This window comes from bacterium, assembly GCA_016708025.1.
Classification (GTDB): domain Bacteria; phylum Zixibacteria; class MSB-5A5; order GN15; family FEB-12; genus FEB-12.
Window position 1 is genome coordinate 971747 of record JADJGQ010000002.1, and the last position, 25288, is coordinate 997034.

Below are 25288 nucleotides of genomic sequence, written 5' to 3' on the forward strand. Positions count from 1 at the left end.
GGGGGGAGAGCAGGGATAATCGTACATTCATATCGGGCAGACGGGGACGTCTGCCGCGCAAAGAACATAGGAACGACTCTTGATTCACAAGCATAGGCAATAAAAAAGCCGCCGGGGGGCGGCTTGTCTTTTCAATTCAGCGAATCACGATAGCTTCCTGAATTAGCAGACGGGCAGACGAGGACGTCTGCCGCGCACAACAATATCTGGCAACTCAGACGTCGACGGCGTCATCGTCGGTGGAAGGACGAGTGAGCGCTTCCTGAGTCCGGGTGATCTCTTCCGGCTCTCTCTCTTTGAGTTTTTCTTTGTGGCGCTTAAGCTGGATCTTCATTTTATCCACGGCCAGCGACATCGACTTGTACATCTCATCGCTCTCCCCTTCGGCGGCCAATGTATCGCGCGAAACCTTGACCTTCAACTCAGCCAATCGTCGATGGCGTTCGACATCCAAGATAAACTCGGCGGAGATAATATTGTCGAAGTACCGTTTGAGACCGTCCATTTCTTCATCGGCCCGTTCGCGAATCTCGGGAGTCAGATCAAAATGGCGAGCAGTGATCTTTTTCTGCATGGCTCCTATCTCCTTTCCATGCTCCTACAACTATCACAACGTTCACTCTGAGGCGGGGTACCGCGACGGCTTCCCGTCATGACACCAGGTGCTGTCGCCACAGGTGGAGACAACCGACGGAATCGATCCGTCAGCAGTAACCAATGTGGTTTGAGCAAACCAGTCAATTATAACAATTGAACTTCTTTTTGTGCGGGGTGTGGGGGAGTAACGACGCATATCTATTATACGAGAGCAAGAGGGATTCAGCGCTGATCGGTTTGGGGATGGCTGTTAAAAAGTGTTACGGGTTTCATCGTGTGTTTACCCTCACCCTCTCCCAAGGGAGAGGGGAAGCCTTGTTCCCCGCGTGGATTTGCGAGGCGTCGCGTGTGCAGTGCCCATTGACGCTGTGCGCAGTCCATCTTTAGTACACTAACAGCTAGTGCGAAAAGCGTTTGCGGAACCGTGCCGGTTTGATCTTCAGTTCTTCGCGATATTTGGTCACGGTTCTACGCGCCAGCTTGATCTTCTCACCCTGGAGCATTTTGAAGATATCCTGGTCGGAGAGCGGGTGTTCGGCGCTTTCGGCCCGGATGATCTCTTCGATACGCTGTTTGATCGACCGCTTGGAGAGGTCCTCGCCATCTTCGTTGGCGATACCGGCATTAAAGAAGTATTTGATCTCAAAGACCCCAAGGGGGGTCTGGACATACTTGCCTGAGGAGACACGGCTGATGGTCGCGACGTTCATCTCGACCTTCTGGGCGATATCGTCCATGATAAGCGGTCTGAGGAAAGCGGGACCTTTTTCGAAGAACTCGTGCTGTTCCTCGATGATCGCTTCCATCACGCGAATCATGGTGGACCGTCGCTGGTTAATGGCGTTCAGCAGCCAGCGAGCCTGTTCCAGTTTCTGTTTGACGTATTCCTTGGTGTTTTTGTCGGTGCTGTTGCCACGCTTGATCAGATCCTTGTAACCGGAGTTGATACGGAGGCGCGGGACATTGCGGTCGTTATGGAGAACGACATATTCCTCGCCGATGCGTTCGATGATCAGGTCAGGGACAACCGGCATGGCAGCAGTGTCAAAGCGGCCATGGGCGGGGGTCGGTGAGAGCGACTTGATCGTCTCCATCGCCTTCTGGATCTTCTCGAACGGGACGGAGAGCATTTTGGCGAGCTGAAGCATGGATTTCTTTTCGAGGTCGCGCAGGTGCTCATCGACGATCCGATAGGCGAGCGTGTTTTCGAGTGCTTTTTCGCGCAGTTGGATCATGAGGGATTCGCGGAGGTCGCGCGAACCGACGCCGATCGGGTCAAAGCGCTGGATCAGTTTGAGGACATCGAGGATCTTATCCTCGGTGAGGCCCAGTTCGGCGGCCATTTCGCCCACGGAGATAGAGAGGTAGCCATCGGGGCTGATATTCCCAATGATATACTCGCCGATGAGTTGCTGTTCCTCGGATAGCTTCAGGAATGAAAGCTGTTCGCCGAGATGGGCGTAGAGATTATCGGTAGACTTGGCGAGTTCGCCAAAGCGGTCTTCATCAGGTTCGCGGGATTCGCGGACGCGGTACCCTTCCTCGTCATCGCCAAGGTAATTATCCCAGTCAATCTTTTCCTGTTCGCCGGTATCCGGGGTCGGTTCGGGGGCGACGATCTCAGGATCGGGGGCATCGAGGGTCTGTTCTTCCTCGAGTACCTCAACCTCCTCCAAAAGGGGGTTGATGGCGAGTTCCTGGCGAAGGGTCTGCTCCAGCTTAAGGATAGGCATCTGGAGCATTTTGAGCGATTGAATGAGTTGCGGCGCAAGGATTTGGTGCAACCCGGGGACTTGTCTTATCTCTATTTTCATACGTGAACCCTAGTTAGCTCAGCCGCTCCGCATCGTGTTGATATTCTCGTTTCTGTATACTGTATCGGAATCGGTCGGATGCCGATTTACCGGAACGGCGGAAACCGTTCATTTATTCCACAGTGTTCTGCAATCAGTTAAGTCGAAACTTCTCACCCAGATAGATCTTTCGCGCCTCGGGATCGTTGGCCAGAAACTCAGCCGTGCCGGCCTTGAGGATTTTGCCATCGCACATGATATAGGCGCGGTTGCAGATCGACAGTGTTTCGCGCACGTTATGGTCGGTGATCAGGACACCGAGGCCACGTTCCACCAGACGGTTGATGATCTTCTGAATATCTTCCACTGCGATCGGGTCAATACCGGCGAAGGGTTCATCCAGGAGGATGAATTTCGGCTCATTGACCAGAGTCCGGGTGATCTCGACCCGTCGCCGTTCCCCTCCGGAGAGAGTGTAGGCTTTGTTGTGGCGCAGGTGGCTGATATCGAGTTCCTGCAGGAGCTGTTCGAGCCGTTCCTTGCGTTGTTTAAAGCCGAGTCGCCGGAACTGGAGGACGGCGCGGATATTATCCTCGACCGACAGTTTGCGAAAGACCGAGGCTTCCTGGGCGAGGTACCCGATCCCCATCTTGGCGCGACGGTACATGGGGAGCCGTCCGATATTCTGTTCGCCAAGAAAGACAGAGCCACCATCGGGTCGGATAAAGCCGATCATCATATAAAAGGTGGTGGTTTTTCCGGCGCCGTTAGGCCCAAGCAGTCCAACGACTTCGCCAGGATTCACCGCAATTGATACGTCGGCGACGACCGGCCGTTTGCGGTAATACTTGTATAATCCACGAGACTCAAGTAGCTCCATATGCTAATTATACACCTGTTTATGAGTTGTTCCAAGAAAATTCGCCATGTTAGCATGTAATTTGCTACAAGGCCCGTCCGGGTCGAGATTTTCTTGTCTAAAATGGTAAGGGAGATAGTATCTTAATCGACTGGGCGCGCCGCGAAAAACGTGAGAGCAATCGGCGGCTCTTTTTCATCAGAGAATTATCGATTGAAATAAGGATAAGCGTTTTATGCCTCGACTGTTCATTGGGATTTTCCTTCTTGCCTGTCTGGTGGGGTGTTCGGGTAGCACGGTCAGCAATGACCCGGTGAGTCGCGCCACGAACGCGACGGATCAGTATCAGTTTTTGATGGCCGACAGCCTGTTCACGGAATTGGTGAAGCAGGATACGATCAGCGCGAGTGTCCCCTATCTCGCGGGAGTGAACAAAGAGCGACAGTTGTTGCTGTGGGATGCGCTGCAGTACTACCTGGTAGCGTTAACGCGAGATGTGAAGTATGCGCCGGCGTATGGCGGGCTGCATCGGGTTTTCGCGCGGCTCAACTCGCCGATCCTGGCGGCCGATGCGGCGCGGACCTATGCGGAGCTATCCGGAACGGATGTAGATGCCTGGACCACGAGCGCGCATGCGTATATCGAGGCGGGACAGTTTGGTGAGGCGCAACGAGCGATCGGTCAGGCGGAAGCTGCGGGATTACCGGCAGACGCTATTGCGCTGTTGAAAGCGCGAATGGAATTCCAGCGGCATGACTATACGACGGCGGAGCAGAGTAGTGCGGTGGCGGTGAGTTCGCCAGCCGGACGCAAGGCGCTGGCCAATTATCTGGCGACCAGAGGATACTGTGATTCGGCGGCGGCGATCTCGCGCGAACTGTTCGAGTCGGAGAAATCGCATGATGCCTTGCTCGACTATTTCTTCATGGCGATGCGCACGGGACATCTGTACGATGCACGGAAAGCGGTGGCCGAAATGCGGAAGCGGGATAAAAGCGATATCCTGCCGCGTGCGGCAATGGTCTTTTATTACGATCAATCAGGCGAGTATGTGTCCGGCCGGGATGCGGCAACCAAGCTGAACGAAGTGCAGCCGTTGGCGATCTCCACCTATGCCTATCTGTATCAATTGGCGAGCCGGACCTCGAACACGGCGGTGGCCGGCGGGGCGGCGGAAGAGCTGATGGCGAATATCGACCAGCGCAGGTTCCACCCGATCGTCAAGCAGTATGCGATCTACAAACGGATCATGCCGCGTGCGCGGTCAATGGCATCGCCGCAGGTAGTGGTCACGCTCGATTCGATCACCATGATCCCGATGCGGAGCGAGGTCGACTTCCAGGCATGGTATGCGTTTGCACTGGAGTCGGTCAGAAAATTCAACAATGTCGGCGATACATTGCCGACGTTTGAGCGATTCACGGAAGCATGGTCGGGGCACCCATCGCTCTGGACGGCTTTTGCGGCCACGCGAATGGGGTTCAGCCCGATCACGACTATCAAGGCCGAGACATTGTTGACGACAGTGTTGACGCGGGATGGACATTTCAAACCGGCGTTTGACAGCCTCTGGGTGGTTTACCATTTTGTCGGTGAATTTGGGAAGGCAGCCGAGCTGTTCAACAAGTATCCGCAATATCTGCAATATTATCCGACCGCAGGACTGCAGCAGGCGATCTCGCTGGCCGAGGTGGGTCGTATTGACGAGGCAACCGCGGCGGCAGAGCGGGTTCTGCCGATGGCGGGAGGGAATCGAATCCTGCTGGAGCAGGTGACGCGGAGTATGGTGCGGCATGGTGGCGCGGCCAAAGCGCTGGCGCTGGTGGAAAAAGTGTTGGCGGCCGACCCGAAGAATGCGGACCTGCATGTGCTGGCGGCACGACTTGCGTGCGACAATGGCGATTGCAAGCGCGGGCTGGAGTATGCGGACAAAGGATTGCAATTGGAGCCGGGGTACCGCTCACTGGCGACAGAGCGAGGGAGGATCCTGTTTGACTCCGGAGAGGAAGACGCGGGGATCAAAGCGTTGACCGAACAGGTGAGCGGTGATCTGACCAATGCGGATGCGCTGATCTACCTGTCGCGTCGGTTGGCGAAGTTGCATGGCGATGTTGCGCGAGCGCAGGATATTGGGCGACAGGCAGTGAATGCCGCGCCGATGGCGCTGCGGGCGTCTATCAACCTGGCGTATGTTTATCTCGCGACCGAGCGATATGATCTGGCACGCGGGGCGGCAGATATGGCGCTCAAGAATTATCCGAATGATCCCGAGGCGTATTACCTGCTCGGCAAAGCGATGTTTAATGAGAAAAAGCCGGAAGCAAAAGAACAACTCCAGAAGGCGGTCACCCTTGGACTGACCGGGGACGGCCTCACGGATGCACAGGCAATGCTGCAACGGATGTAGGTGAGCTGATGTCACTCAAAGGAAAGCGCATACTGGTGACCGGAGCCGATGGATTCATCGGTTCGCACCTGACCGAAGCACTGGTCAGGACAGGGGCCGAGGTGCGCGCCTTTGTGCTCTATAATTCACTCGGGCGAACCGGCTGGCTGGAAGATAGTCCCGCCGAGATCCAACATGAGCTGGAGATATTTGCCGGGGATATTCGGGATGCACACCGGGTCAGTCAGGCGATGACCGGGATAGATATTGTGTTTCACCTCGCCTCACTGATCGCGATCCCTTATTCGTATCGCTCTCCCGACAGCTATGTCGAAACAAATATACGCGGGACGCTGAATCTGTTGCAGTGTGCGATCGACGCCGAGGTCACGAAGTTTGTGCATACCTCGACCTCGGAAGTTTACGGCACGGCGACATATGTGCCAATGGATGAGGCGCACCCGGTAGTGGGGCAGTCGCCGTATGCGGCGACTAAGATCGGCGCTGACCAGATGGCGGAAGCGTTTCATCGGTCGTACGGTTTGCCGGTGATCACACTCCGACCGTTTAATACGTACGGTCCCCGCCAATCGGCGCGCGCGATCATTCCGACGATCATGACGCAGATACTGAGTGGGGAAGATTCTATCCAGCTTGGCTCACGCGAGCCGATCCGCGACTTCACATTTGTGGAAGATACCGTGCGGGCGTTTGTTCTCGCGGCGGAGACGGACGGGCTGGAAGGGAGCCTGACCAATGTCGGGTCGGGGAGTGGCGTGACGATCGGCGAACTGGCGGACATGATCATACGGATGAGCGGGAGGGATGTGGAGATCGTCACCGACCAGCAGCGGATCCGTCCATCCGAAAGTGAAGTGATGCAGTTGGTGTGCAACAATCATGCGGCGTTGACACGACTGGGGTGGAGTCCGAAAGTATCGTTGCAGGATGGTTTGAAACGGACCTATATCTGGCTCTCGCGACCCGAGAACCTCGCTCTTTATAAACCCAATCAATACATGTTATGAGTAACGGGATGCACGCGGTTATCCTCGCCGGGGGGAAAGGGACACGGTTACATCCGTATACCAACGATGTCCCCAAGCCGTTAGTGCCTCTCGGCGAGACGCCGATCATCGAGGTACTTCTTCGTCAGATGCAGCGCTCCGGGGTGACGACCGTGGATGTGGCGGTGAATCATCTGGCGCATCTGATCATGGCGGTACTGGGGGATGGAAAGTCGCTCGGGCTGACAGTGAATTATTCGGTGGAGGATAAGCCGCTCTCAACGGTTGCGCCGATCAAGCTGATCAAAGATCTGCCTGAGCATTTCATCGTGGCCAACGGCGATATCCTGACCGATCTGGATGTGCGGAAGCTCTATGAGTATCATCTGCAGAAAAAGGGGGGGATGACGATCGCCACCTATATCCGAACCGAGAAGATCGATTTCGGCGTATTGGATTCGACTGCGGAGGGACGCGTCGTGCAATTCGCCGAAAAGCCGAACCTGCAGTTTGCGGTCTCGATGGGAGTGTATGTTTTTTCCCGCGAGATCCTTAAGTATGTGCCGGATGACCAGCCGTTCGGGTTTGACGAACTAGTGTTGACCTTGCTCGCTCATGATGAGCCGATCATGCAGTATCCGTTTGATGGGTTCTGGCTGGATATAGGTCGGACGGATGATTATCAGCGGGCACTGACGGAGCTGGACCGGATCAAGAGCTGGCTACGCTAAGTTATTTCAGAAACGCTTTCACAATCCCCTTCAGCGAATAGACTTCATTAGGATTGGCGGTGCCGAGGATAATGCCGCGGCAGGCTTGCTTCAGGAATCTGCTCTTTTCGACTCGTCGCGCGATCAGGTCATTCACCCAGCCATATTTGAGCCATCGTTCGGTTTTTCTGTATCCAGAGAAAAGTTCATCAAAGCTGTTGTGCATAGAGATGACGGCGGGTTCAAAGGCCGGAGCTTCACCACTTAAGATTATTGCGGCGTGGTCTGCCGCGATCTGGGCGGATCGCATGGCAGTGCCGATCCCTTCGCCGGTGAAAGGGAAGGTGGTGCCGATGGTTTCGCCGATTGCGCATATCCGTTCGCGCGAGATCAAGTCACTCGGTCCGAACGAGGTGCGGATCCCTGCGCCGGTCAGATGCGAGATCAGTTTCCCATTGGCGAGAAGCTGCTGCATGGGGGGGAAATCCGCGCAAAAGCGGTCGAACATGGTACGAAGTTTTCGGCCGGCATCGGGCTGACCATGCAGAAGCATGCCGCATCCGACATTGTATCTCCCGTTGCCGAGCGGGAAGATCCAGGCATAGCCGGGGCGGAGTTCTCTGTCATACGAAAGGATGCCATGCGGGAGAGTTGATTCCGATTCCAGATAACATCGCATGGCGAGAGCATCGGGGTGAGGGTCGGCCACCAGGCCAAGTTTGTGAGCGGTGTCGACTTGTGATCCGGTTGCGATAAGACAGAGTCTGGCACGGATCAATTGGCCGGTATCGAGATGTAATGCCGCATGGTCGGATTCGTGGGTGACAATCGTTACGGTAGCGTGACAGATAGTGGCGCCTGACTGGTGAGCATGGCGCGCAAGGAGGGTATCCAGCTGTCTGCGCGGGAGAGTGAGATATTCTGCATCGATATCAAAGGAATATCGGCCGGGACTATAAATGCGCATAGAGTTGAGCGTATGTCCGGCCTGTCGAACCTGATCGAGCGGGCCGAGCTTGTCGAGCATGGCGATTGCATCGGGAAGGAGAACATCGCCACAGACTTTGTCACGCGGGATGTGGTGACGTTCGAGGAGGAGAACGGAGAAGCCATGCTTAGCGAGGAGTGTGGCCGCGGTTGTTCCCGCGGGACCGGCACCGATGATGGCGATATCCCAGAGCTGATCGGGGAGTTGGTGAATGGAGAGTTGCATGCGAGAATGGTAGGGGGAGAAAAGGAGGGGAGCAAGTGTGAAGTACTGGGGGAGATGAATGCAGGGGGTTGCTTCGAAGGCCGGAGGTGGGGTGGTGCATGAAAGTGAAAGCCGGGCCGGCCTTCTCGCAATGACGATGTGACCCGCAATGAGGATGTGGGGGGAGTTGCTTCGAAGGCAGGAGGCAGGGTGGTGCATGTAAGTGAAAGTCGGGCCGGCCTTCTCGCAATGACGATGTGACCCGTGATGAGGATGTGGGGGGAGTTGCTTTGAAGGCCGAAGGTGGGGTGGTGAAAGAATGTGGAAGTCGGGCCGGCCTTCTCGCAATGACGATGTGGTCCGTGATGTGGATGTGGGGGGGTGCTTCGAAGGCCGGAGGTGGGGTGGTGCATGAATGTGAAAGTCGGGCCGGCCTTCTCGCAATGACGATGTGGCAAGCAATGAGGATGTGACCGCGATGAAGATGTGGGGGGAGTCGCGCATTGGGCCGTCAGGTCACACTTCGCGTCGGGTGTAGATATCGTCTGATGAATCGAGTAGCCGATTGAGAATGGCCGCGAAGCAGGACCTGACGGAACTTGCGCCTGAATTTACGGGCAGAAGTGGACTTCTACTTGCAAGAAAGAAAAACCGTCGCCCTGAGCGAAGTCGAAGGGCGACGGTAAGAAAATCAAAGGAGTCTCGCTAGCGGACATCGTAGCGGAGGAAGGCGAAAAATGCGCCGGCGAAGGCGAGCAGGCTGTAGAGTATCAGCAAGCCAGAATCGACGACAATCCCCTCGATCGTTTTTCCCAATTGTTGGATGGGATGAACGAAGGCAGGCATGTCGGAGAGGTCCAGTGTTGCCTGGTCGCGGGGACTCGAGAAGGACATCCCTTTATCCGAGGAGAATGAGATCGAAATCCCGCCCGGTGTGTCGCCGGTTTTGGTGTTGCTGTATTCGACAAACTCGGTGCGATACGTGTTAAGCGCATCTTCGTACCGTCGCTTCAGATCAAGATCGGTTCCGGCCAGAGACATAGCAGCGAGCTGATAAGCGGAGGCCGGGGAAACGCGCGAAAGCGAGAACGCGAGCTGTTCCTGGACGGTGCGGCGCTGAGAGAGATCAGCGTAGAGTTTCAGTTCATATTCATTGATGCTGTTTTCGACCAACTGACGGAGCGAGTCCTGCACCTGCAGGTGAGTCCACATGGCATCCTCGGTCATCGAATCAGGCTGTTCGGAGCGGTTGCTCGTGAAGAGGCTGTCGAGCGATTGATGGAAGGTGTGCCATTTATCTTTGGCGAAGGCGTCGCGCGCTCCCTGAATTTCGGCGACTGAGGGGACACGGACCATCTGTCCGGCGGCCAACACTCCGGCGCGAGGGATGATCAGGACAAAAAGCACCCAGACAACCAGCGAGACCAGAAACGAAACCGAGGATCTGCGGGTGAGTGCAGAGATCAGCAGGCCGATCACGATAAACGTGGTGAAAAAGAGGAGAGACACGAGCATCAGCAGGCCGATCCTGATCCAGTGCTCGGTGGTCAACGAGACACCAGCCAACAGGACCATAAGCAAAGAAAGCAGGAGAGCGAGAAAAATGGGTGTCACCAGGCCGAGCCATGCGCCGATTCCCTTCGCAAGGAGATATTGCGCGCGGGGGACGGCGTTCGAGAAAACGAGCAGCAGGGTGCCGGATTCTCGTTCACCGCAGATGGCGTCATAGGTAAACAGCACCGCCAGCAGTGAAAGGACGACGGTGACAATGAAGGCGAGATCGACAAAGCGAAAGACGGCGAAGATCGGGTCCTCGGAGTAGGCGCTGTTGCGCAGGCGGGGGGCGTTATCCTGGTTGATCCCGGCCCAGCGACCGATATCGTAGGTCAATCCCGAGACAAATATCTGCATCGGGTCGGGGGTGCGGAATGCTTTGGTCTGAATATTCCGGAAGGAGCTGGTTTCGCGGACCTGTTGGTCGGCCAGCGCCTGGGCGGTTTCGTATTGTTTGACCGAGGATTTGTATTCTGATATCCCGATGAAAACCGAAAGGAGCAGGAGAAAGGCGCAGACGCCAAATGTCACTGCGAATTTCGGGCTCAGCAGGATCGACTTGAGTTCTTTTTGCATCAATATAGTGAACATCCGCTACCTCCTAGCGCACATCGTATCTGAAAAAGGCCACGACCGAGCCGGCGAAAAAGATCAGGTTGAAGAATGCCAGCAAGCCGATATCAAAAAACGCGCGTCCGAAAAGTTCGCCAAGCGCCGGCTGTTGGAAGCTGAATCCGGGCAGTTCGGTAGGGTCGATCTCTTTCGGTTTTTCCGCATTATCGTCGCGCATGATCATGACGATCCGGCCGCTCGGATTGATGCCGGTCTTTTCTTTGAGGAATTTGGCGTAGTCGGTCTGATAGGACATTGCCTGTCGGTAGTATTCATCTTTGAGCGTCATGTCTGTACCGGCCAGTGACGACGCGGCCAGGGTGAACGAGGCAGAGGGGGAGATCCGCGCAATGGCAAAGCTGAGCGCCTGTTGTACCTGCTGGCGGTTGAAGCGGTCCTCGTTAAGCCGATTGCCGAACTCGGAGAATCGTTTGTCGCGGGCATCGGCGAGTGAATCCATAAAACGATTGAATTGCCCCATCATCGCCTGCGGATCAAACTGGTCACCCTCCGTGGCGCCGGTCGGTTTGAACTGCGACATGGAGGTGCGGTCCTCGGTCATCAGTTGCGAGCCGAGTTTCGCTTTTTGCGAGTTGATCTCATCCACCGAGGGGACCTCGACCATTCTTCCGGCGAGCAGAACCGAGGCGCGTGGAATGATCAGGACCGAGGCGATCCAGATAACCAGGAGCATCAGGAAAGAACTCGAGGTTCGCTGGGTGAAGGCGGAGACCATCACCGAGAGGGTGAGGAATGCGCCGACAAAGAGGATTCCGGTCAGGAAGATCATACCGAGGCGGAGCCAATCGGAGCCGGCCATCGGGATCCCCATGATCGGATAGATCAGACTCCCAACGCAGAGGGCCAGCAGGAGAGGGATGGTCAGGGCGAAAAACGCGCCGATCAATTTGCCCAGAATGTAGGTGGCACGCGGGACTCCATTGCTGAACGATAGTCGAAGGGTGCCGCGTTCTTTCTCGCCGGAAATGGCATCGTATCCCAGGAGTATCGCCAATAGCGAGAGAACGACCTGAAAGAGGAACTCGAGGTCGAGGAAGCGGAAGACGGCAAAGACAGGGTCATCACCGTAGCGGCTTCCCTGGGCATTCAATTCACCGCGGCCGCGGACCTCGGTGGTTCGTCCGATGTCGTTGGAAACTCCGCCAACCAGCGAGGCGAGCGGGTGGGGTGGGAGAAAGATGCGGTGTTGCTGGACGGAGAACCAGTCGGTGAGGCCCTCCATCTGGCGGAGGTTCTCAGTTTTGGCGGCCTCGTACTGGGACTGGCTGGTCTGAAAATTTAGTGCGCCAGTGACAAAGCAGAGGAGAATCAGAACAGCGCAGGCGCCGAAGGAGATGGCGAACTTACTTGAGCCGACAATATCGCGAATCTCTTTTTCAATGATCGTTCGCAGCATATCGATCTCCTAAGCTGCCACTTCGGCGTTGGAGTGTCCGGCCATGTATTGCATGTAGAGCCGTTCGAGGTCCTGGCCGACCAAGTTGGCGGCTGGTTCCTGCATCACGATGCGGCCGTTGTTCATGATGGCGATGACATCGGAGATCTCCTTGGCGCGGAAGATGTCATGAGTGGACATCAGGATCGCCTTCCCTTCGCTGCGCAAAGAGGCGAGCAGTTGCTGGAACTCAAACCCGGCTTTGGGGTCGAGACCGGAAGTTGGTTCATCAAGCAGGATGGCGGGGGCATCTTTGAGAATGGCGATAGCGATGCCGGATTTCTGGCGCATCCCTTTGGAGAATCCTTTGAGCCGTTTGTTATGCGCTTCCTCGGCAAGGCCGACACGCAGGAGAACGCGGCGGTAGTCATCCTCGGTATAGTGGGTTTTGCCGCCAAGTCGGGCAAAGTAATCAAGGTTCTGGATCGCCGTGAAGTTGGGATAGAGCATGACGTTTTCGGAGACGTAGGAGACATGCTGTTTGGCGAGGAGCGGCTCTTTGTGGGTGACAATGCCGTTGATGCGGGCCTCGCCCTCGGTCGGCTCGATGAAATTGAGGAAGAGATTTATCGTGGTGGTTTTGCCTGCGCCATTGGCGCCGAGCATGGCAAATATCTCGCCCGGACGGACAGCAAAGGAGACATGGTCGAGCGCGAGCACGCCATCTTCGTATCGTTTGGTCAGGTTGACCGCTTCAAGGAGCGGCGCGGTTCCGGAGTCGTTCTGCATTCTATACCTCTCTATCCGTTACTTGCGTGATAACCGAATGCCAAAGATGACCACCACCGCGACCAGGCCGAGGATCAGGAGGACCACTAGCGTGATGCCGATGATGTTGCTCGACGGGAGGATTTCGATGGTGACCGTTTTGTCTTCGCTGATGACCGGTTGTCCGGAAGACATACCGGAACTTCGCAGGCGAACTTCGTATTTGCCGGCGGCGATATCTTCGGGGGGAGTGAAGGTAAAAGTGAGCCGGCCTTCCTCGCCGATCCCCAATGATTGTAAGACTGCCGGTTCGACCGTCTTGCTCCAGTTAAGCGGGACATCCGCTTTGATCTCCACGTTGTCGAGGCGATTGCTCCCCTCGTTGACGCAATCGACCGTGAAGGTGACGGATTCATCGGCATGAATCGCGTGGAAGAGTTGATTCGATCGAACCAGCAGTTTGCCTTTGCCGCGGGGGACCAGTTCGAGGCGGACAAACCCAACTCCGAGGGCCTCGATCTGGTCGGCGGTCCATTCTTTATCCTGGATGCCGGTCAGTTCGGCGATGCGGTCATGCGGAATAACCACTACATAGAAGGGGATCGGCTGATCCATCAGGACGGCATCGTTGGGACGATCCGGCAGTGTGATCTCGAGCGCTGCTCGTTTGGTGTGGGTGCTTTCCGTGAACTTGAGCTGACTGAGTCTGGCCGAGCCAGCCGGGTCTTTGAAGAAGCGGCTGATAGATTTCGGGAGATTGGCAACCTCAAGGCTGAACGTATTACCGACGCCACTGAAGAGTTCGAGCGTCAGGTCGTAGGTCGCGGTCTTGCCAAGTTCGACCTCCTGGGAGAACTGCTCGGACTGGACATTGACCTTGTTGGAGGAAGCATCCTTCTGGAGGAAGATCTTCATCGACCGAGAGGAGCCGTTGCCGTAGATAAGATAGACGGTGACAGCATCGAGATCCTGCAACAGGGTGAAATCTACCGTTTGCGGCGAACCGTGGCGCAGTTCCGGAATTTTCGCTTCGTAGGGTTGGCTGATGATGGAGCTCTGGTCGTTCAGAATGGAGACATAGACATTGGGGATGACATCGGGCTGAAGAGACCGGAAGAGTTCATCATCGATATTAAGCAGTTTCTGAAATTCCGCATTGCCTCCGGAGGTGTTGTCCAGCGTGATCCTGACATGGCGCGCGCCATCCTTGGCGTAATACTTGATCGCCGACTTGACCGAGATGTACTGCTCTTCGAAGAGCACGGCCAGCAGCGACTGCTGGTAGTTGACCTCAGCATCGCTGAGGCGGCTCTTGATCTGGTCGAGTTCCGACCGGGAGATCAGTTGGCGATCGAAGAGATCTTTCTGTCGGTCGTACTCCGCTTTCAGCAATTCGTAGGACTCCTTGGCCCGTTTGAGGCCGAGGAGCCGATACTGGTCATCGCGCTGATTGAAGGCGGTGGTCGCCTGGCCGAACGATTCGGGCGTCAGGGTGACGAGCGACAGGACAAGGATGGAGAGGATCTGGCAGATGCGGTTCATGCGTGGCTCAGCCCTTCTTGATAACGGTGCGGAATTGTGATTCCTGCTTGGTGAAAGTAGCTTTCAGTTCCTTGCCGTCATGCAAGACGGTAATGGTGACCGGGTCGCCGATCTTGATCGCATCGAAGGCGGATTCAAATTCGGCAACGGTGGTGACTGGCTTATCCTGCAAGTGGGTGATGATGTCACCTTGTCCGATGGCGGCGTCGCCAAGGATGGATTTCGCGTGGGGCATTTTGCCGGCCACGACAATGTCCTTACCCTTGTTGCCGATCATCAGTCCGGTGCCGCCGACAGCAGTGACATTCTCGACGCTGGGGTCGATTTGTATCGAGTGGGAGCCTTGCGCTTCCCAATTCTGGCCGGCATCACCCTCGGAGACGATCATTTTTCGCTGTGGGAGTGATTCCGGGTCTGCCTTCTTGACAGTGACCATCATCATTTTCTCGCCGCGCTTGATCCCCATTTTCAGGTCCTGGCCGATCTGGAGGCTGTCATACAGAGCGGAGATCTCTTTGGATGACCCGATCTTTTTGCCGTTGGCCATCATGATGATGTCTCCCTGCTGCAGGTCGACAGACGCGTAGGCTTTCGGGCGGGACTGGGCGGGGGAGATAGCCTCGACAGTGACCTTTCCTTCGCGTTCAATGGCCACCATGCCGACCTCGGGGAGCATCCAGAGCTGGCCGGGTTCACCCATGATGCGCATTTCGTGGCGCGGCTGTTTTTCTTCCTTGGTTTGGGCGGTAGTCGTTAGAGCCGTTACGGCGAGAGAAAAGAGCAGCCATCCAATTGTCTTGAGCATGTTAGTTCCTCCTGTTGTGCTTTGAGCTACGGGAGAAGGTAGGGGGCGAGTTGCAGGTTGCGAAGTTAACTTCTGTTAGCGGATGTTAAGAGATGTTAAGCCTGTGGATTTTGTTGAGAGAGCACGTATATTAGAGCATGCATCTCTCGCGACACATAGTCAGCGCGATCATTGTGTTGATCGTACTCTCCCTCGCCGGCCTGGTGATGGTGCAGTCGTTTTTGCTCAGCAATGCCCGCGAATTGGAAGAACAGGCTTTTCAGCGGAATGTCCTGGCCGCGTTGAATGCCGCCACACAGAAGCTGGAGACGGGCGAAACTGCGCGGCGGATCGTGATCACCATGGGGGCACAGTTCAGCGGGGTCGATTCACTCGGCAAATCGATGCTGTCAATCCAGGAGTCGATGGTCGCGCATACGGCAGTCGGGGTCTGGACGTCCGATAGTTTGTCATGGCGGGAGAATGTCGAGAGCGACACCAGACTGTTCAATCGGGAGGTGCATCCGCCGATCCCGCCGGTTGAAATGGAGGAGCGGGCGATACGGTATCGCGTGCCGGAAAAGCAGCATGTCCGGATCGTGGCATTTTCGGCGGTGAGCGGCCGGGACACGACACTTGTGGATACGGTCAAACTTCCGGGGGACTATCGGATCGAACTGACGGATTCATCTTTTGCCGCCCAGAGCTACATTTTCAAGTTTGCCAATGATTCATCCTCGATACTCCTGCATGTGGACAGCACATTCAAAAGCAAACTTCCGCCAACTTCGCTGGAGTTGGGGAAAAAGAGCGAGATGGTCAGTCGGGTGGTGAACAATCTGGTCTTTGCGGAGATGGAACCGATCGAACGTCGGGTCGACTACCCGAAACTTGATTCCGTACTCGGGATCACCCTGCGTGAGTCGGGGATAGACCTGGCGTATGCGTTCGGCGTGATCGGGAATAATGACTCACTGCGCATGGCGCGGCCATCTCAGTATCGGGAAGAACTGCAGGCATCGCCGCTTCGGTCGCGGCTATTCCCTAATGATCTTTTTGCGGCCGCGAACGAGCTGGTGGTTTATTTCCCGGAGGAACGGTCTTTCATCTGGCAGCAGGTGACGCCGCTACTGGTAGCGACAATGGTTTTCATGCTGATCATCACGCTTTGCTTTGCCTATACGATACGGACGATCATGCGGCAGAGGAGATTTGCCGAGCTGACGGTGGATTTCATCAATAACATGACGCATGAATTCAAGACGCCGATCTCGACTGTCAACCTGGCCGCCGAAGCGTTGCTGAAGTCCGAGCCGGGGGCGGAGAGTAAGACGGTGCGCTACGGCAAGATGATCCTGGATGAAAATCAACGGATGCGAAATCAAGTTGATAAGATCCTGCAGATGGCGGTACTGGAAGAGGGAGATTTTGAACTGAGCCTATCGGATGTTGACCTGCATCAGGTGATCGGGAAAGCGGCGGAGCATCTGAGCCTGCATGTAGAGCATCGAGACGGCAAGGTGGATTGTCGACTTGAGGCGCCGCACCATATCGTCAAGGCAGACCCGGTACATTTGAGCAACATCATCAGCAATATTCTGGATAATGCCAACAAGTACTCGCCGGAACATCCACAGATAACGATCAGTACGCGAAACGGCGATGGCGGCGTATTTGTGCGGATATCGGATAACGGTATCGGGATCCGGGAGAAAGATCTGAAACAGGTGTTCGACAAATACTACCGGGTACCATCGGGGAATATTCACAATGTGAAGGGATTCGGTCTCGGGCTGGCGTATGTCAAGTTGATGGTGGAGGCGCATTCCGGACGGATCCGGATAGATAGTCAGTTCGGAAAAGGGACGGATGTGGAAATATATCTGCCGGTGGTCGAGTCAGTGGAGCAGGACGGATGAACGAAAAGATCCTGTTACTCGAAGATGACGCCAACCTTGGTTCGATCCTGCAGGAGCATCTGCAGATGCAGGGGTATGGAGTGACGCTCTGTACGAATGGGATCGACGGGATCAACGCATATCGCGGGGGGCATTTTGCGCTCTGCCTGGTGGATGTGATGATGCCGAAGATGGACGGGTTCACGTTCGCCCGGGAGATCCGTTCGACCGATGACCAGACGCCGCTGATCTTCCTGACGGCGAAATCGCTGAAAGAAGATAAGATCGAAGGGTTCAAGATCGGATGCGATGATTACCTGACCAAGCCGTTCAGTATTGAAGAGCTGTTGCTTCGGATCCAGGCGATCCTGAAACGTGCAGGTGGGAAGAGCCGGGATGACTCAACTATTTCGCAGTTCGTGATCGGCGGGTATCAGTTTGATGCGACGAGACAGCTCCTTCGATTCAAGGAGAAGCAATACAAGTTGACGCCAAAGGAAGCTGAGCTACTGAAGCTGCTCTGTCTGCATATGAACGAAACGCTGGAGAGAGAAGTGGCGCTGAAAAAGGTCTGGGGGGATGACAACTATTTCAGCGGGCGGAGTATGGATGTGTTTGTGTCGCGGTTGCGGAAGTATTTCAAGGATGATCCGCGAGTGGAGATCATGGGGATACATGGGAAGGGGTTCCGGTTGATAGTGAGCTAGAGGGGATACTTTTTTGGGCTTCGACTGCGCTCAGCCCAATTGACAATTCAATTGTCTTCATAGAAACGTTCAATCAAAAAGTCTATCTCTCAACCGAGAGGGGCAGAGGTTGCTTCAAAGTCACGGAGGTCAGATTTGTGCTCGAGCGAGCTCGGTGGCCGCGACTTTTCGCAATGACAGGTTGGGTACAATTGTCACAAAGAGGGATATGGCATAAAGACGATTAGGTGGAAAACAAAAAGGCCGACGGAAGTCGGCCTTTCATGTTTTGGAGGGAAGCGGTATGTTATTCGCCGGCGCGGAAGATCCCCATGACGTTGCCATCGGGGTCGGAGAACCAGGCGAATGCGCCCATGCCGGGGATGGGAGTCGGGGGAAGAATCGTTTTCCCGCCGAGCGATTCAGCTTTGTTAAGGCTGGCCTGCAGATCCTCGACCTGGACATAAATAGTCACATACGGGTGTCCGCCGGGTGGGACGGAGGAGACTCCGCCGCCGATGGAGTTTGGGCCGGTCGGGCTGACCATGCCATAGTCGCCGCCTTCGCCGAAAAGTTGATATTCCCAGTCAAAGAGTTTGCCATAAAAATCGCGCAGTTTGCCGCCGTTGTGGCCGGCGATTTCGAAATGTACGACCGGTTTTGACATCAAGGTGTCTCCTTCTCTACTGTTTCGTTCGGTTATGCAGTTCTGGTCCGTACCTGACCGTACCGCTGAGTGATATATCCAAGAATAAGTCCGACCAGAGAACCCGGGATCATGATCTCCAGCCAGTAATGACTGCCGTCTTCATTGGGCATCGCCGCAATAAGGAAAGCGAGGAAGAGGCCAACCGCAAAGCCAACGACCAGTCCGAGTGGGAGTGAGTTGTATTTCTTTGCGACATAGCCAATAATTATACCCGCGATCATCCCTTTGACGGTCGAGCCAATGACAATGCCGACGATCATCGGGGCGGCCTCGGGGGTGAAGAGCGCGGTGAGGCCATCGAGGGCACCCAGTATCGCGCCAAAGAGCAAGCCAAGTAACGGCTTAGACATGTTATTCCTCCTGCAATGAATAATTGGTGGTTGTCTTCTCTACTGCTCTATTACGCGTGGCGCGAATTTCCTTTAAATCTGCAAGAAGAAAAAAATCAGGTACCGCACCAACATATAGCCAAAGAGAATAAACAAAATCACTTTGTTGCGACCGGCCCATCGCGAGGTGATCTCCCAGATCGACTCTTTATAGGCGGTCACCGGTTCGTTGTCCAGATAACGAGCGATATCGCGGGAAAGATCATTGGCTGATTGATACCGCTCAGATCTTTCGGTTCGAAGAGATTTGAGGCAGACCGCTTCAATCCGTTTGGGGATCGATCGCTGCAGCTCGCGGGGGGGAAGAAGTCGCCCGGATGTTTCGTCCTTCAACGGGTGTTTGCCTGTCAGCAGGAAATAGAGAATGGCGCCGAGTGAATAGATGTCTGATCGCTGATCAATGAGCGACGGATCGCCGCTGGCTTGCTCGGGGGACATGTAGGCAGGAGTTCCCATAACGGCACCAGAGTCAGTGATGGCGGGGTTATCCTTCTTAAGAAGCGAAGCCTGACGGGGAGTGAGTCCAACCGTGTTCTCCATCTTCAGCGATGTTGCAAGACCCCAATCCAGGACGAGCACTTCGCCAAATTGCCCGACCATGATATTGGCGGGCTTAAGGTCGCGGTGCAAAATTCCGTGGGCATGCACGAACGCGATCGCTTCGACAATTTTCTGAAAGACGCGCAAGAGTTCGGGAGGCGCAGTAACTGTTTTGCGATAGTGGGCCAGTGTTTCGCCGGAGACATACTTCATTACATAAAAAACGCGGCCATCGGCAAGCCGACCGACATCGTGAATCGGGACTATCGCCGGGTGTTCAAGTTGAGCGACGACCTTGGCTTCGCGCAACATGCGGTCAGCCAACTGGCCGGAGGTATCGGGAAGGGTGAGGAGCTTGAGCGCGACTTTGCGGTCAAGTTCGGTATCGTGAACGAGGAAAACAGTTCCCATCCCGCCGGCGGCTACTCTTTCGAGCAGACGATACTTCGTGCCGGTCAGATCGGGAGATTCGACCAGGGTGCGAAGATGTTCCAGCTTTTTGTTGGAGAGGTTATTCATGCCAGCTTGATCCCGAGTACAGCCATTACTTCTTCGCGATACTCCTGCTCATTGGAGGTCAGCTCCGCGATAGTATCGAGGACGGTCTGGCGGAATTGGCGCCGTGCCCAGGCGAGATAATTGGTGACGGTGGCTTCGTTGAGCGCGTGTTGTGCAGCCATGTCCGCATATGAGAGGCTGTTGTTGTCGGCGAGGTCGTAAGCTTCGAAGAGTTGAAAGTGTATTTGTTTCTCCTCAGTTTCGCACAACAACCTGAATTTGTGAATTGCCAGTACCAGGATGGAGCGAACCCATTCGCGGTCGAAGATCTGGTCCGGTTGGTATTGCGGTCCGGCGGCAATGGTAGCGATTTCCCGCTCGGCTGAAGCGAAGTCGAGCGAGGTGTGCTCATATTCGCCGCCTCGCTTGATCCGTTCGGAGGCCGTCTGTGCTTTCATGACTGAGCGGTCGAGGCAGGTACGCAGGAAAGTGCGAAAGCGGGCTTTGGACGGATCGTAATCAGTGAGGTACTGTTTCTCAAAGGCGGCCAGGAAGAATGACTGGATAAGATCCTGGGCATGTTCGGGCGAGACATTCCAGCGGATGCGCAGATGCTTGTAGGCAGGTCGCCAGTAGACCGAGATGACGGCATCCCAACTGACGCGTCGGCGGTCCGGGTCGCTGTCGCGAAGACCATTGATGGCGGAGAACCGCGTGGTCGGGAAGTGCGATGGATCGTCGGGCAACATATTCCTCTGGTCAGGCAACCGATAATGCCTGGTTCATAATTGTGACGATTAGGTTAGCGGGGTCATCAGGATAATAACATAGCGAGAGGGAAATGTCAAAGTTATGGCGGCGGTACTTTGGCGGACAGGGAGTTGACGATGTCTCATCTTTGTGCAGGAAAGTGCTCAATGTGATTTTGTTCCCATAGTGGGTCGGTTAATTGTGGTATGAAATCATCTATGTTAGGGAACCAGACGGCCGATTTTGCGATTATGGTTGGGAAACAATAGGTATTAGTAACCGTATATCTGACCTTTGGTTGGCTTTGTCGGGAGAAAGCCGGCCCGGTGCGGATGGCCGCCTGAAGGGTAATTCGGCAAAAGACAATATAGCAACGAGGTATCGTGTGATTCGCTTCTCATTTGTCATCCTGATATTGGGTCTATTCTCACTCATGCTTTTCGGGGTCTCCGGCTGTTCGAAAGACCAGACCGCCGGGGCGTTTACGCCTCCGCCAATGCCGGTGGAGACAGCGACCGTGGAAGCGAAGACAGTGGTCGATCGATTTGATGCGGTCGGGACTATCGAGGCGATCAACTCGGTGACGATCGTCTCGGAGATCGATGGACTGGTCAAAGCGGTACCCTTTGACGAAGGGTCATCGATCAAGAAGGGGGAGTTGATCGTGCAGTTGGATGATTCACAGCTTAAGGCAGACCTGGCCCGGGCCGAAGCGATCCGCGATCAACAGAAGGTCACGTATGATCGAGTGAAAGAACTCTCGGACCGTGGCGCAGTTTCCCCACAGGAACATGATAACGCGTTGGCGAATTTGAAAGTTGCTGAGGCAGATGTTGATCTGGCGAAAGCCCGTCTGGACAAGACCCGCATTGTTGCGCCGTTTGACGGTGTAATCGGAGCGCGCAAGATAAGCCCTGGTACGTTTCTGCGAGCGGGTGGTTCATTCGGGACAAGCAGCGCCATTGCTGATCTGGTACAGCTTTCGCAGCTCAAAGTGACATTCTCCGCGCCAGAGCGGTTCTTCTCGATGCTGAAACGGAAGGCAGAGGTCACGGTCACGACCAGCGCGTATCGAGATCAGGCAGTGAAGGGGACGATCGAAGTGATCGAGCCGATGGTTGATCCCTCGACGCGCAGTGCGATGATCACAGCGCATATCGAAAACCCGGAGTACCGGTTCCGCCCGGGCATGTCGGCCAATATATCGGCGGTTCTCAGCACGCGGGATAACGCGCTGCTGGTGCCGGATGAAGCAATCTTCGCTGAAGGAGACCAGATGCTGGTCTTTGTGGTGAAGCCGGATTCAACCGTGGGGCGAGCGGTGATCAAGATAGGAAGCCGCCAGCCGGGGACAGTGGAGATATTGTCAGGGCTGGAAGTAGGGCAGATGGTAGTTTCAGCCGGGCACCAGAAGTTATATGAGGGGGCGAAAGTGATGCCAATACCGCATCAGGCGGCGGGCGCGGCGCAGGTGCAGGGAGGCGTGCAGTGAAGTTATCTGAAATATCGATCCAGCGACCCGTTCTGGCGCTGGTTTTTAGCTTAGTCATTATTTTGCTCGGGGCGGTGGCATTCAGTCGCCTTCCGGTCCGAGAGTATCCGGATATCGATCCGCCGATCGTTTCGATAACCACTTTCTATCGAGGCGCAAGCCCGAACGTGATCGAGACGGAGATCACCGACGTACTGGAAGAGCAACTCTCGACGGTGGAAGGGGTCAAGACGCTGACCTCATCGAGCCAGGAGCAGGGGTCGGTTGTTACAGTCGAGTTCGAACTCGGTAAAGATGTCAATGAAGCGGCCAACGATGTACGCGACCGTGTATCGCGCGTGCGCGGCTTATTGCCGCGAGAGGCCGATGACCCGATTGTCGAGAAAGTTGATGTCAACGCGCAGCCGATCGTCTGGATCGCGCTGTCGAGTACACGTCATTCCAACCTGGAATTGACGGATGTTGCTGATCGAATCCTGAAAGAGCGGATCCAGCGGTTGCCGGGGGTAGCCTCGGTTTTTCTCGGTGGAGAGCGTAGATATGCGATGCGTGTCTGGCTGGATGCCCAGCGCATGGCTTCGCGTGGATTGACCGCCAATGATGTCGAAAACGCGATCCGTCGCGAGAACGCCGAGATCCCGGCCGGACGAGTCGAGGGAAGCGGACGTGAGTTCTCTGTTCGGACACGCGGCGATCTGGTAACGGCGGAGGAGTTCGGCGCGATCATCGTCCGTCAGGCGGGGGATGAGACCGTGCGGCTTCGCGATGTCGCCCAAGTGGAGCTGGGTGCTGAGGATGAGCGGACAGCGGTTCGATACAACGGATTGCCGGCGATCGGCCTCGGGATCATCAAGCAACAGAAGGCGAGTACGATCGACGTTGCCGAGGTGGTCGTTAGTGAATTACCCGAACTGACCAAACTGGTTCCCGAGGGGATGACGCTGGAAGTGGCATACAACTCGGCGACCTTCATTGAAGATTCGATCGATGAAGTGGCTGAGACGTTGCTGATCGCGTTCCTGTTGGTGGTGGCGGTGATCCTGCTCTTCCTGAAGAGCATTCGCGCGACGATCATTCCGACTTTCGCGATCCCGGCCTCGATCATCGGCGCGTTTGCGCTGGCCTACTTTTTTGGATTCACCATCAACATCCTGACGCTGCTGGCATTGGTGCTGGCGATCGGTCTGGTGGTGGATGACGCGATCGTGGTCCTGGAGAACGTTTACCGTCATATGGAGATGGGGAAGAACCGCCGGCAGGCAGCAATCGATGGATCCAAGGAGATCGGGTTCGCCGTATTGGCGACGACGATCACGCTGGTGGCGGTGTTTGTGCCGCTGGCATTCCTGGAAGGAAATGTCGGGCGACTATTCAACGAGTTTGGATTGACCGTAGCGGTTGCGGTGTTGATCTCCGGTTTTGTGGCGTTGACGCTGACGCCGATGCTTTGCTCGCGGATGTTGCAGCCGCTCCATTCCGGAAAGCAGAATTTTGCGTCGCGTTCGTTTGATGCCTTCTTCGACTGGCTTGATCGGTTCTATCGTGGGACATTGAAGTGGGTGCTGGGCCATCGCGCCCTGTCGACGGCGTTTGCGCTTGTATTGATCGTGATCGGCGCGACGATGTTGAAATTCATCCCGTCGGAATTGGTACCGACCGAGGACCGCGGTGTGGCGTTTGGTATCGTGCTGGCGCCGGAAGGGGCGACGCTTGAATATACCGACCGCTATATGCGGCAGGTCGAAGAGCAATTGCTTGCGCTGCCGGAGCGAGATGGGCTGTTCACCGCCACCGGACTGGGATTTGGCGGACCGGGACGCGTCACGAATGGATTTGTTTTTCTTGAGCTGAAACCGCGGGCTGAGAGAAATCGAACACAGCAGGAGATTGTGGCGGAGATGTTTCCCCGACTGCTGGGTATACCGGGTGTGCTGGCGTTCATGATCAACCCGCCATCGCTTGGCCAGGGGTTTGAATCACCGGTGCAGTATGTGCTCCAGGGGGACAGCTATGAGGAGTTGCAGCAGGGAGTAGGGATCATGATGTCCAAAGCGCAGCAGCTTGGGTATCTGATCAACCTGGATACGGACCTTCGCCTCAACAAGCCGCAGCTTGATATTACGATCGACCGCGATCGCGCGGCCGGATTGGGAGTGTCGGTGACCGATATCGGCGCAACGCTGGAGACCTATTTGGGTGGACGCGTGGTGACCAACTTCAAGCGCGCAGCCAAGCAGTATGATGTGATCACGCAGTTGCGTCCATCGGATCGGGCAACGCCGGAGACGATATCAGAGTTGTATGTGCGCGGCAATGGCGGCCTGGTGCAGTTGGCGAACGTGGTGAATATTCGGGAAACAGTGGCGCCAAAAGAACTGAACCACTTTAACCGGGTGCGTTCGGCGACGATCAGCGCGAATATCGCTCCGGGGATGACCTTGGGGAAGGCGCTGGATGATCTGGACCTGATCGCGGCGACCGATCTGCCGCCAGCGATCAAGACGGCGTTGAACGGGCAGTCGCGCGAGTATCGCGATTCAAGCTCCGCGCTCTACTTCCTCTTCCTGTTTGCAGTGGTCTTTATCTTCCTGGTATTGGCGGCGCAGTTTGAGAGCTTTATTCATCCGCTGACGATCCTGTTGTCGGTGCCATTGGCGGTGGTTGGGGCGCTGGTGTCGCTCTTCCTGTTTGGACAGACGATCAATATCTACTCACAGATCGGGTTGATCATGTTGATCGGATTGGTGACCAAAAATTCGATTCTGATAGTCGAGTATGCCAACCAGTTGCGGGAGTCCGGCAAGTCGGTCTATGACGCGATCACGGAAGGGGCGGCGATTCGACTTCGGCCGATCCTGATGACGTCGTTTGCGACGATCTTCGGCGTGTTGCCTATCGCCATTGGATTGGGTGCAGGCGGAGAAGCACGTCAGCCGTTAGGGATCGCGGTGGTTGGTGGAATGTTGTTCTCGACCTTCCTGACTTTGGTGCTGGTGCCGGTGGTGTATACCTTGCTCGCGCGCTTCACCAAGGAATCGGAGCCGGTGACCGAGCATGCGAAAGCTAAGCCGCATGGCCAGCCAGTTACTGATGCGCATGGGTTGGTAACGGAATAATACCCTCATC

20 protein-coding genes are annotated in these 25288 nt (G+C 55.6%); 7 read left to right on the top strand and 13 right to left on the bottom strand.

Translation table 11 applies throughout. The annotated features are described in order from the left end of the window. Positions 1 to 214: 214 nt before the first annotated feature. From raiA to lptB, 3 genes are all read right to left on the bottom strand, one after another. The gene (raiA, locus tag IPH75_10430; protein ID MBK7142485.1) at positions 215 to 574 is read right to left on the bottom strand and encodes a ribosome-associated translation inhibitor RaiA; all 360 of its coding nucleotides are present in this window, start codon (positions 572 to 574) and stop codon (positions 215 to 217) included. Between the two features lie 421 nt (positions 575 to 995). After that, positions 996 to 2411: an RNA polymerase factor sigma-54 gene (gene rpoN / locus IPH75_10435; GenBank protein MBK7142486.1), complete on the bottom strand. Its 1416-nt coding sequence runs from the start codon at positions 2409 to 2411 to the stop codon at positions 996 to 998. Positions 2412 to 2544: 133 nt separating this feature from the next. Next, on the bottom strand, positions 2545 to 3270 hold the full coding sequence (gene lptB, locus IPH75_10440) for an LPS export ABC transporter ATP-binding protein (protein ID MBK7142487.1): 726 nt from the start codon (positions 3268 to 3270) through the stop codon (positions 2545 to 2547). A 214-nt stretch (positions 3271 to 3484) separates the two neighbouring features. Here lptB and IPH75_10445 point away from each other — a divergent pair, with 214 nt between their 5' ends. Genes IPH75_10445 through IPH75_10455 form a run of 3 tightly spaced genes read left to right on the top strand, consistent with a single transcriptional unit; the run spans position 3485 to position 7373 of the window. After that, positions 3485 to 5656: a hypothetical protein gene (locus IPH75_10445; protein ID MBK7142488.1), complete on the top strand. Its 2172-nt coding sequence runs from the start codon at positions 3485 to 3487 to the stop codon at positions 5654 to 5656. An 8-nt stretch (positions 5657 to 5664) separates the two neighbouring features. After that, a complete protein-coding gene (locus IPH75_10450; protein MBK7142489.1) occupies positions 5665 to 6663 on the top strand; it encodes an SDR family NAD(P)-dependent oxidoreductase in 999 nt (332 codons plus the stop codon). A gap of 8 nt (positions 6664 to 6671) precedes the next feature. Beyond that, complete coding sequence (locus IPH75_10455) at positions 6672 to 7373, top strand: NTP transferase domain-containing protein (GenBank protein ID MBK7142490.1); 702 nt, start codon at positions 6672 to 6674, stop codon at positions 7371 to 7373. A gap of 1 nt (position 7374) precedes the next feature. Here the strand turns inward: IPH75_10455 and IPH75_10460 are convergent, their stop codons facing one another. From IPH75_10460 to IPH75_10485, 6 genes are all read right to left on the bottom strand, one after another. Beyond that, entirely contained in the window at positions 7375 to 8565 is a 1191-nt protein-coding gene (locus IPH75_10460; protein MBK7142491.1) for an NAD(P)/FAD-dependent oxidoreductase, read from the bottom strand. Between the two features lie 684 nt (positions 8566 to 9249). Beyond that, complete coding sequence (locus tag IPH75_10465) at positions 9250 to 10689, bottom strand: ABC transporter permease subunit (GenBank protein MBK7142492.1); 1440 nt, start codon at positions 10687 to 10689, stop codon at positions 9250 to 9252. Between the two features lie 10 nt (positions 10690 to 10699). Next, on the bottom strand, positions 10700 to 12127 hold the full coding sequence (locus IPH75_10470; GenBank protein ID MBK7142493.1) for an ABC transporter permease: 1428 nt from the start codon (positions 12125 to 12127) through the stop codon (positions 10700 to 10702). Positions 12128 to 12136: 9 nt separating this feature from the next. After that, positions 12137 to 12895, bottom strand: a complete 759-nt coding sequence (locus tag IPH75_10475) for an ABC transporter ATP-binding protein (protein MBK7142494.1) — start codon at positions 12893 to 12895, stop codon at positions 12137 to 12139. Positions 12896 to 12913: 18 nt separating this feature from the next. After that, positions 12914 to 14416 carry a hypothetical protein gene (locus IPH75_10480; protein MBK7142495.1) on the bottom strand — a complete coding sequence of 501 codons (1503 nt, stop codon included), beginning with the start codon at positions 14414 to 14416 and terminating at the stop codon, positions 12914 to 12916. Positions 14417 to 14423: 7 nt separating this feature from the next. Next, positions 14424 to 15221: a PDZ domain-containing protein gene (locus tag IPH75_10485; GenBank protein ID MBK7142496.1), complete on the bottom strand. Its 798-nt coding sequence runs from the start codon at positions 15219 to 15221 to the stop codon at positions 14424 to 14426. Between the two features lie 137 nt (positions 15222 to 15358). Between IPH75_10485 and IPH75_10490 the strand changes: the two genes are divergently transcribed. Beyond that, positions 15359 to 17119, top strand: a complete 1761-nt coding sequence (locus IPH75_10490) for a HAMP domain-containing histidine kinase (GenBank protein ID MBK7142497.1) — start codon at positions 15359 to 15361, stop codon at positions 17117 to 17119. Beyond that, a complete protein-coding gene (locus IPH75_10495) occupies positions 17116 to 17805 on the top strand; it encodes a response regulator transcription factor (GenBank protein ID MBK7142498.1) in 690 nt (229 codons plus the stop codon). Before IPH75_10490 ends, IPH75_10495 begins: the two co-directional genes overlap by 4 nt. Positions 17806 to 18091: 286 nt before the next feature. Here the strand turns inward: IPH75_10495 and IPH75_10500 are convergent, their stop codons facing one another. The 4 genes from IPH75_10500 to IPH75_10515 all read right to left on the bottom strand — a co-directional run bounded on the left by IPH75_10500 (position 18092) and on the right by IPH75_10515 (position 20669). Further along, complete coding sequence (locus IPH75_10500) at positions 18092 to 18451, bottom strand: VOC family protein (protein ID MBK7142499.1); 360 nt, start codon at positions 18449 to 18451, stop codon at positions 18092 to 18094. A 32-nt stretch (positions 18452 to 18483) separates the two neighbouring features. Continuing rightward, positions 18484 to 18843, bottom strand: a complete 360-nt coding sequence (locus tag IPH75_10505) for a hypothetical protein (protein ID MBK7142500.1) — start codon at positions 18841 to 18843, stop codon at positions 18484 to 18486. A gap of 72 nt (positions 18844 to 18915) precedes the next feature. Beyond that, positions 18916 to 19941: a serine/threonine protein kinase gene (locus IPH75_10510; GenBank protein MBK7142501.1), complete on the bottom strand. Its 1026-nt coding sequence runs from the start codon at positions 19939 to 19941 to the stop codon at positions 18916 to 18918. Then, complete coding sequence (locus IPH75_10515; GenBank protein MBK7142502.1) at positions 19938 to 20669, bottom strand: sigma-70 family RNA polymerase sigma factor; 732 nt, start codon at positions 20667 to 20669, stop codon at positions 19938 to 19940. The genes IPH75_10510 and IPH75_10515 overlap by 4 nt, the downstream gene beginning before the upstream one ends. Before the next feature lie 434 nt (positions 20670 to 21103). Here IPH75_10515 and IPH75_10520 point away from each other — a divergent pair, with 434 nt between their 5' ends. Both IPH75_10520 and IPH75_10525 read left to right on the top strand, forming a co-directional pair. After that, positions 21104 to 22162 carry an efflux RND transporter periplasmic adaptor subunit gene (locus IPH75_10520; GenBank protein ID MBK7142503.1) on the top strand — a complete coding sequence of 353 codons (1059 nt, stop codon included), beginning with the start codon at positions 21104 to 21106 and terminating at the stop codon, positions 22160 to 22162. Beyond that, entirely contained in the window at positions 22159 to 25278 is a 3120-nt protein-coding gene (locus tag IPH75_10525; protein MBK7142504.1) for an efflux RND transporter permease subunit, read from the top strand. The genes IPH75_10520 and IPH75_10525 overlap by 4 nt, the downstream gene beginning before the upstream one ends. Positions 25279 to 25288: the final 10 nt, after the last annotated feature.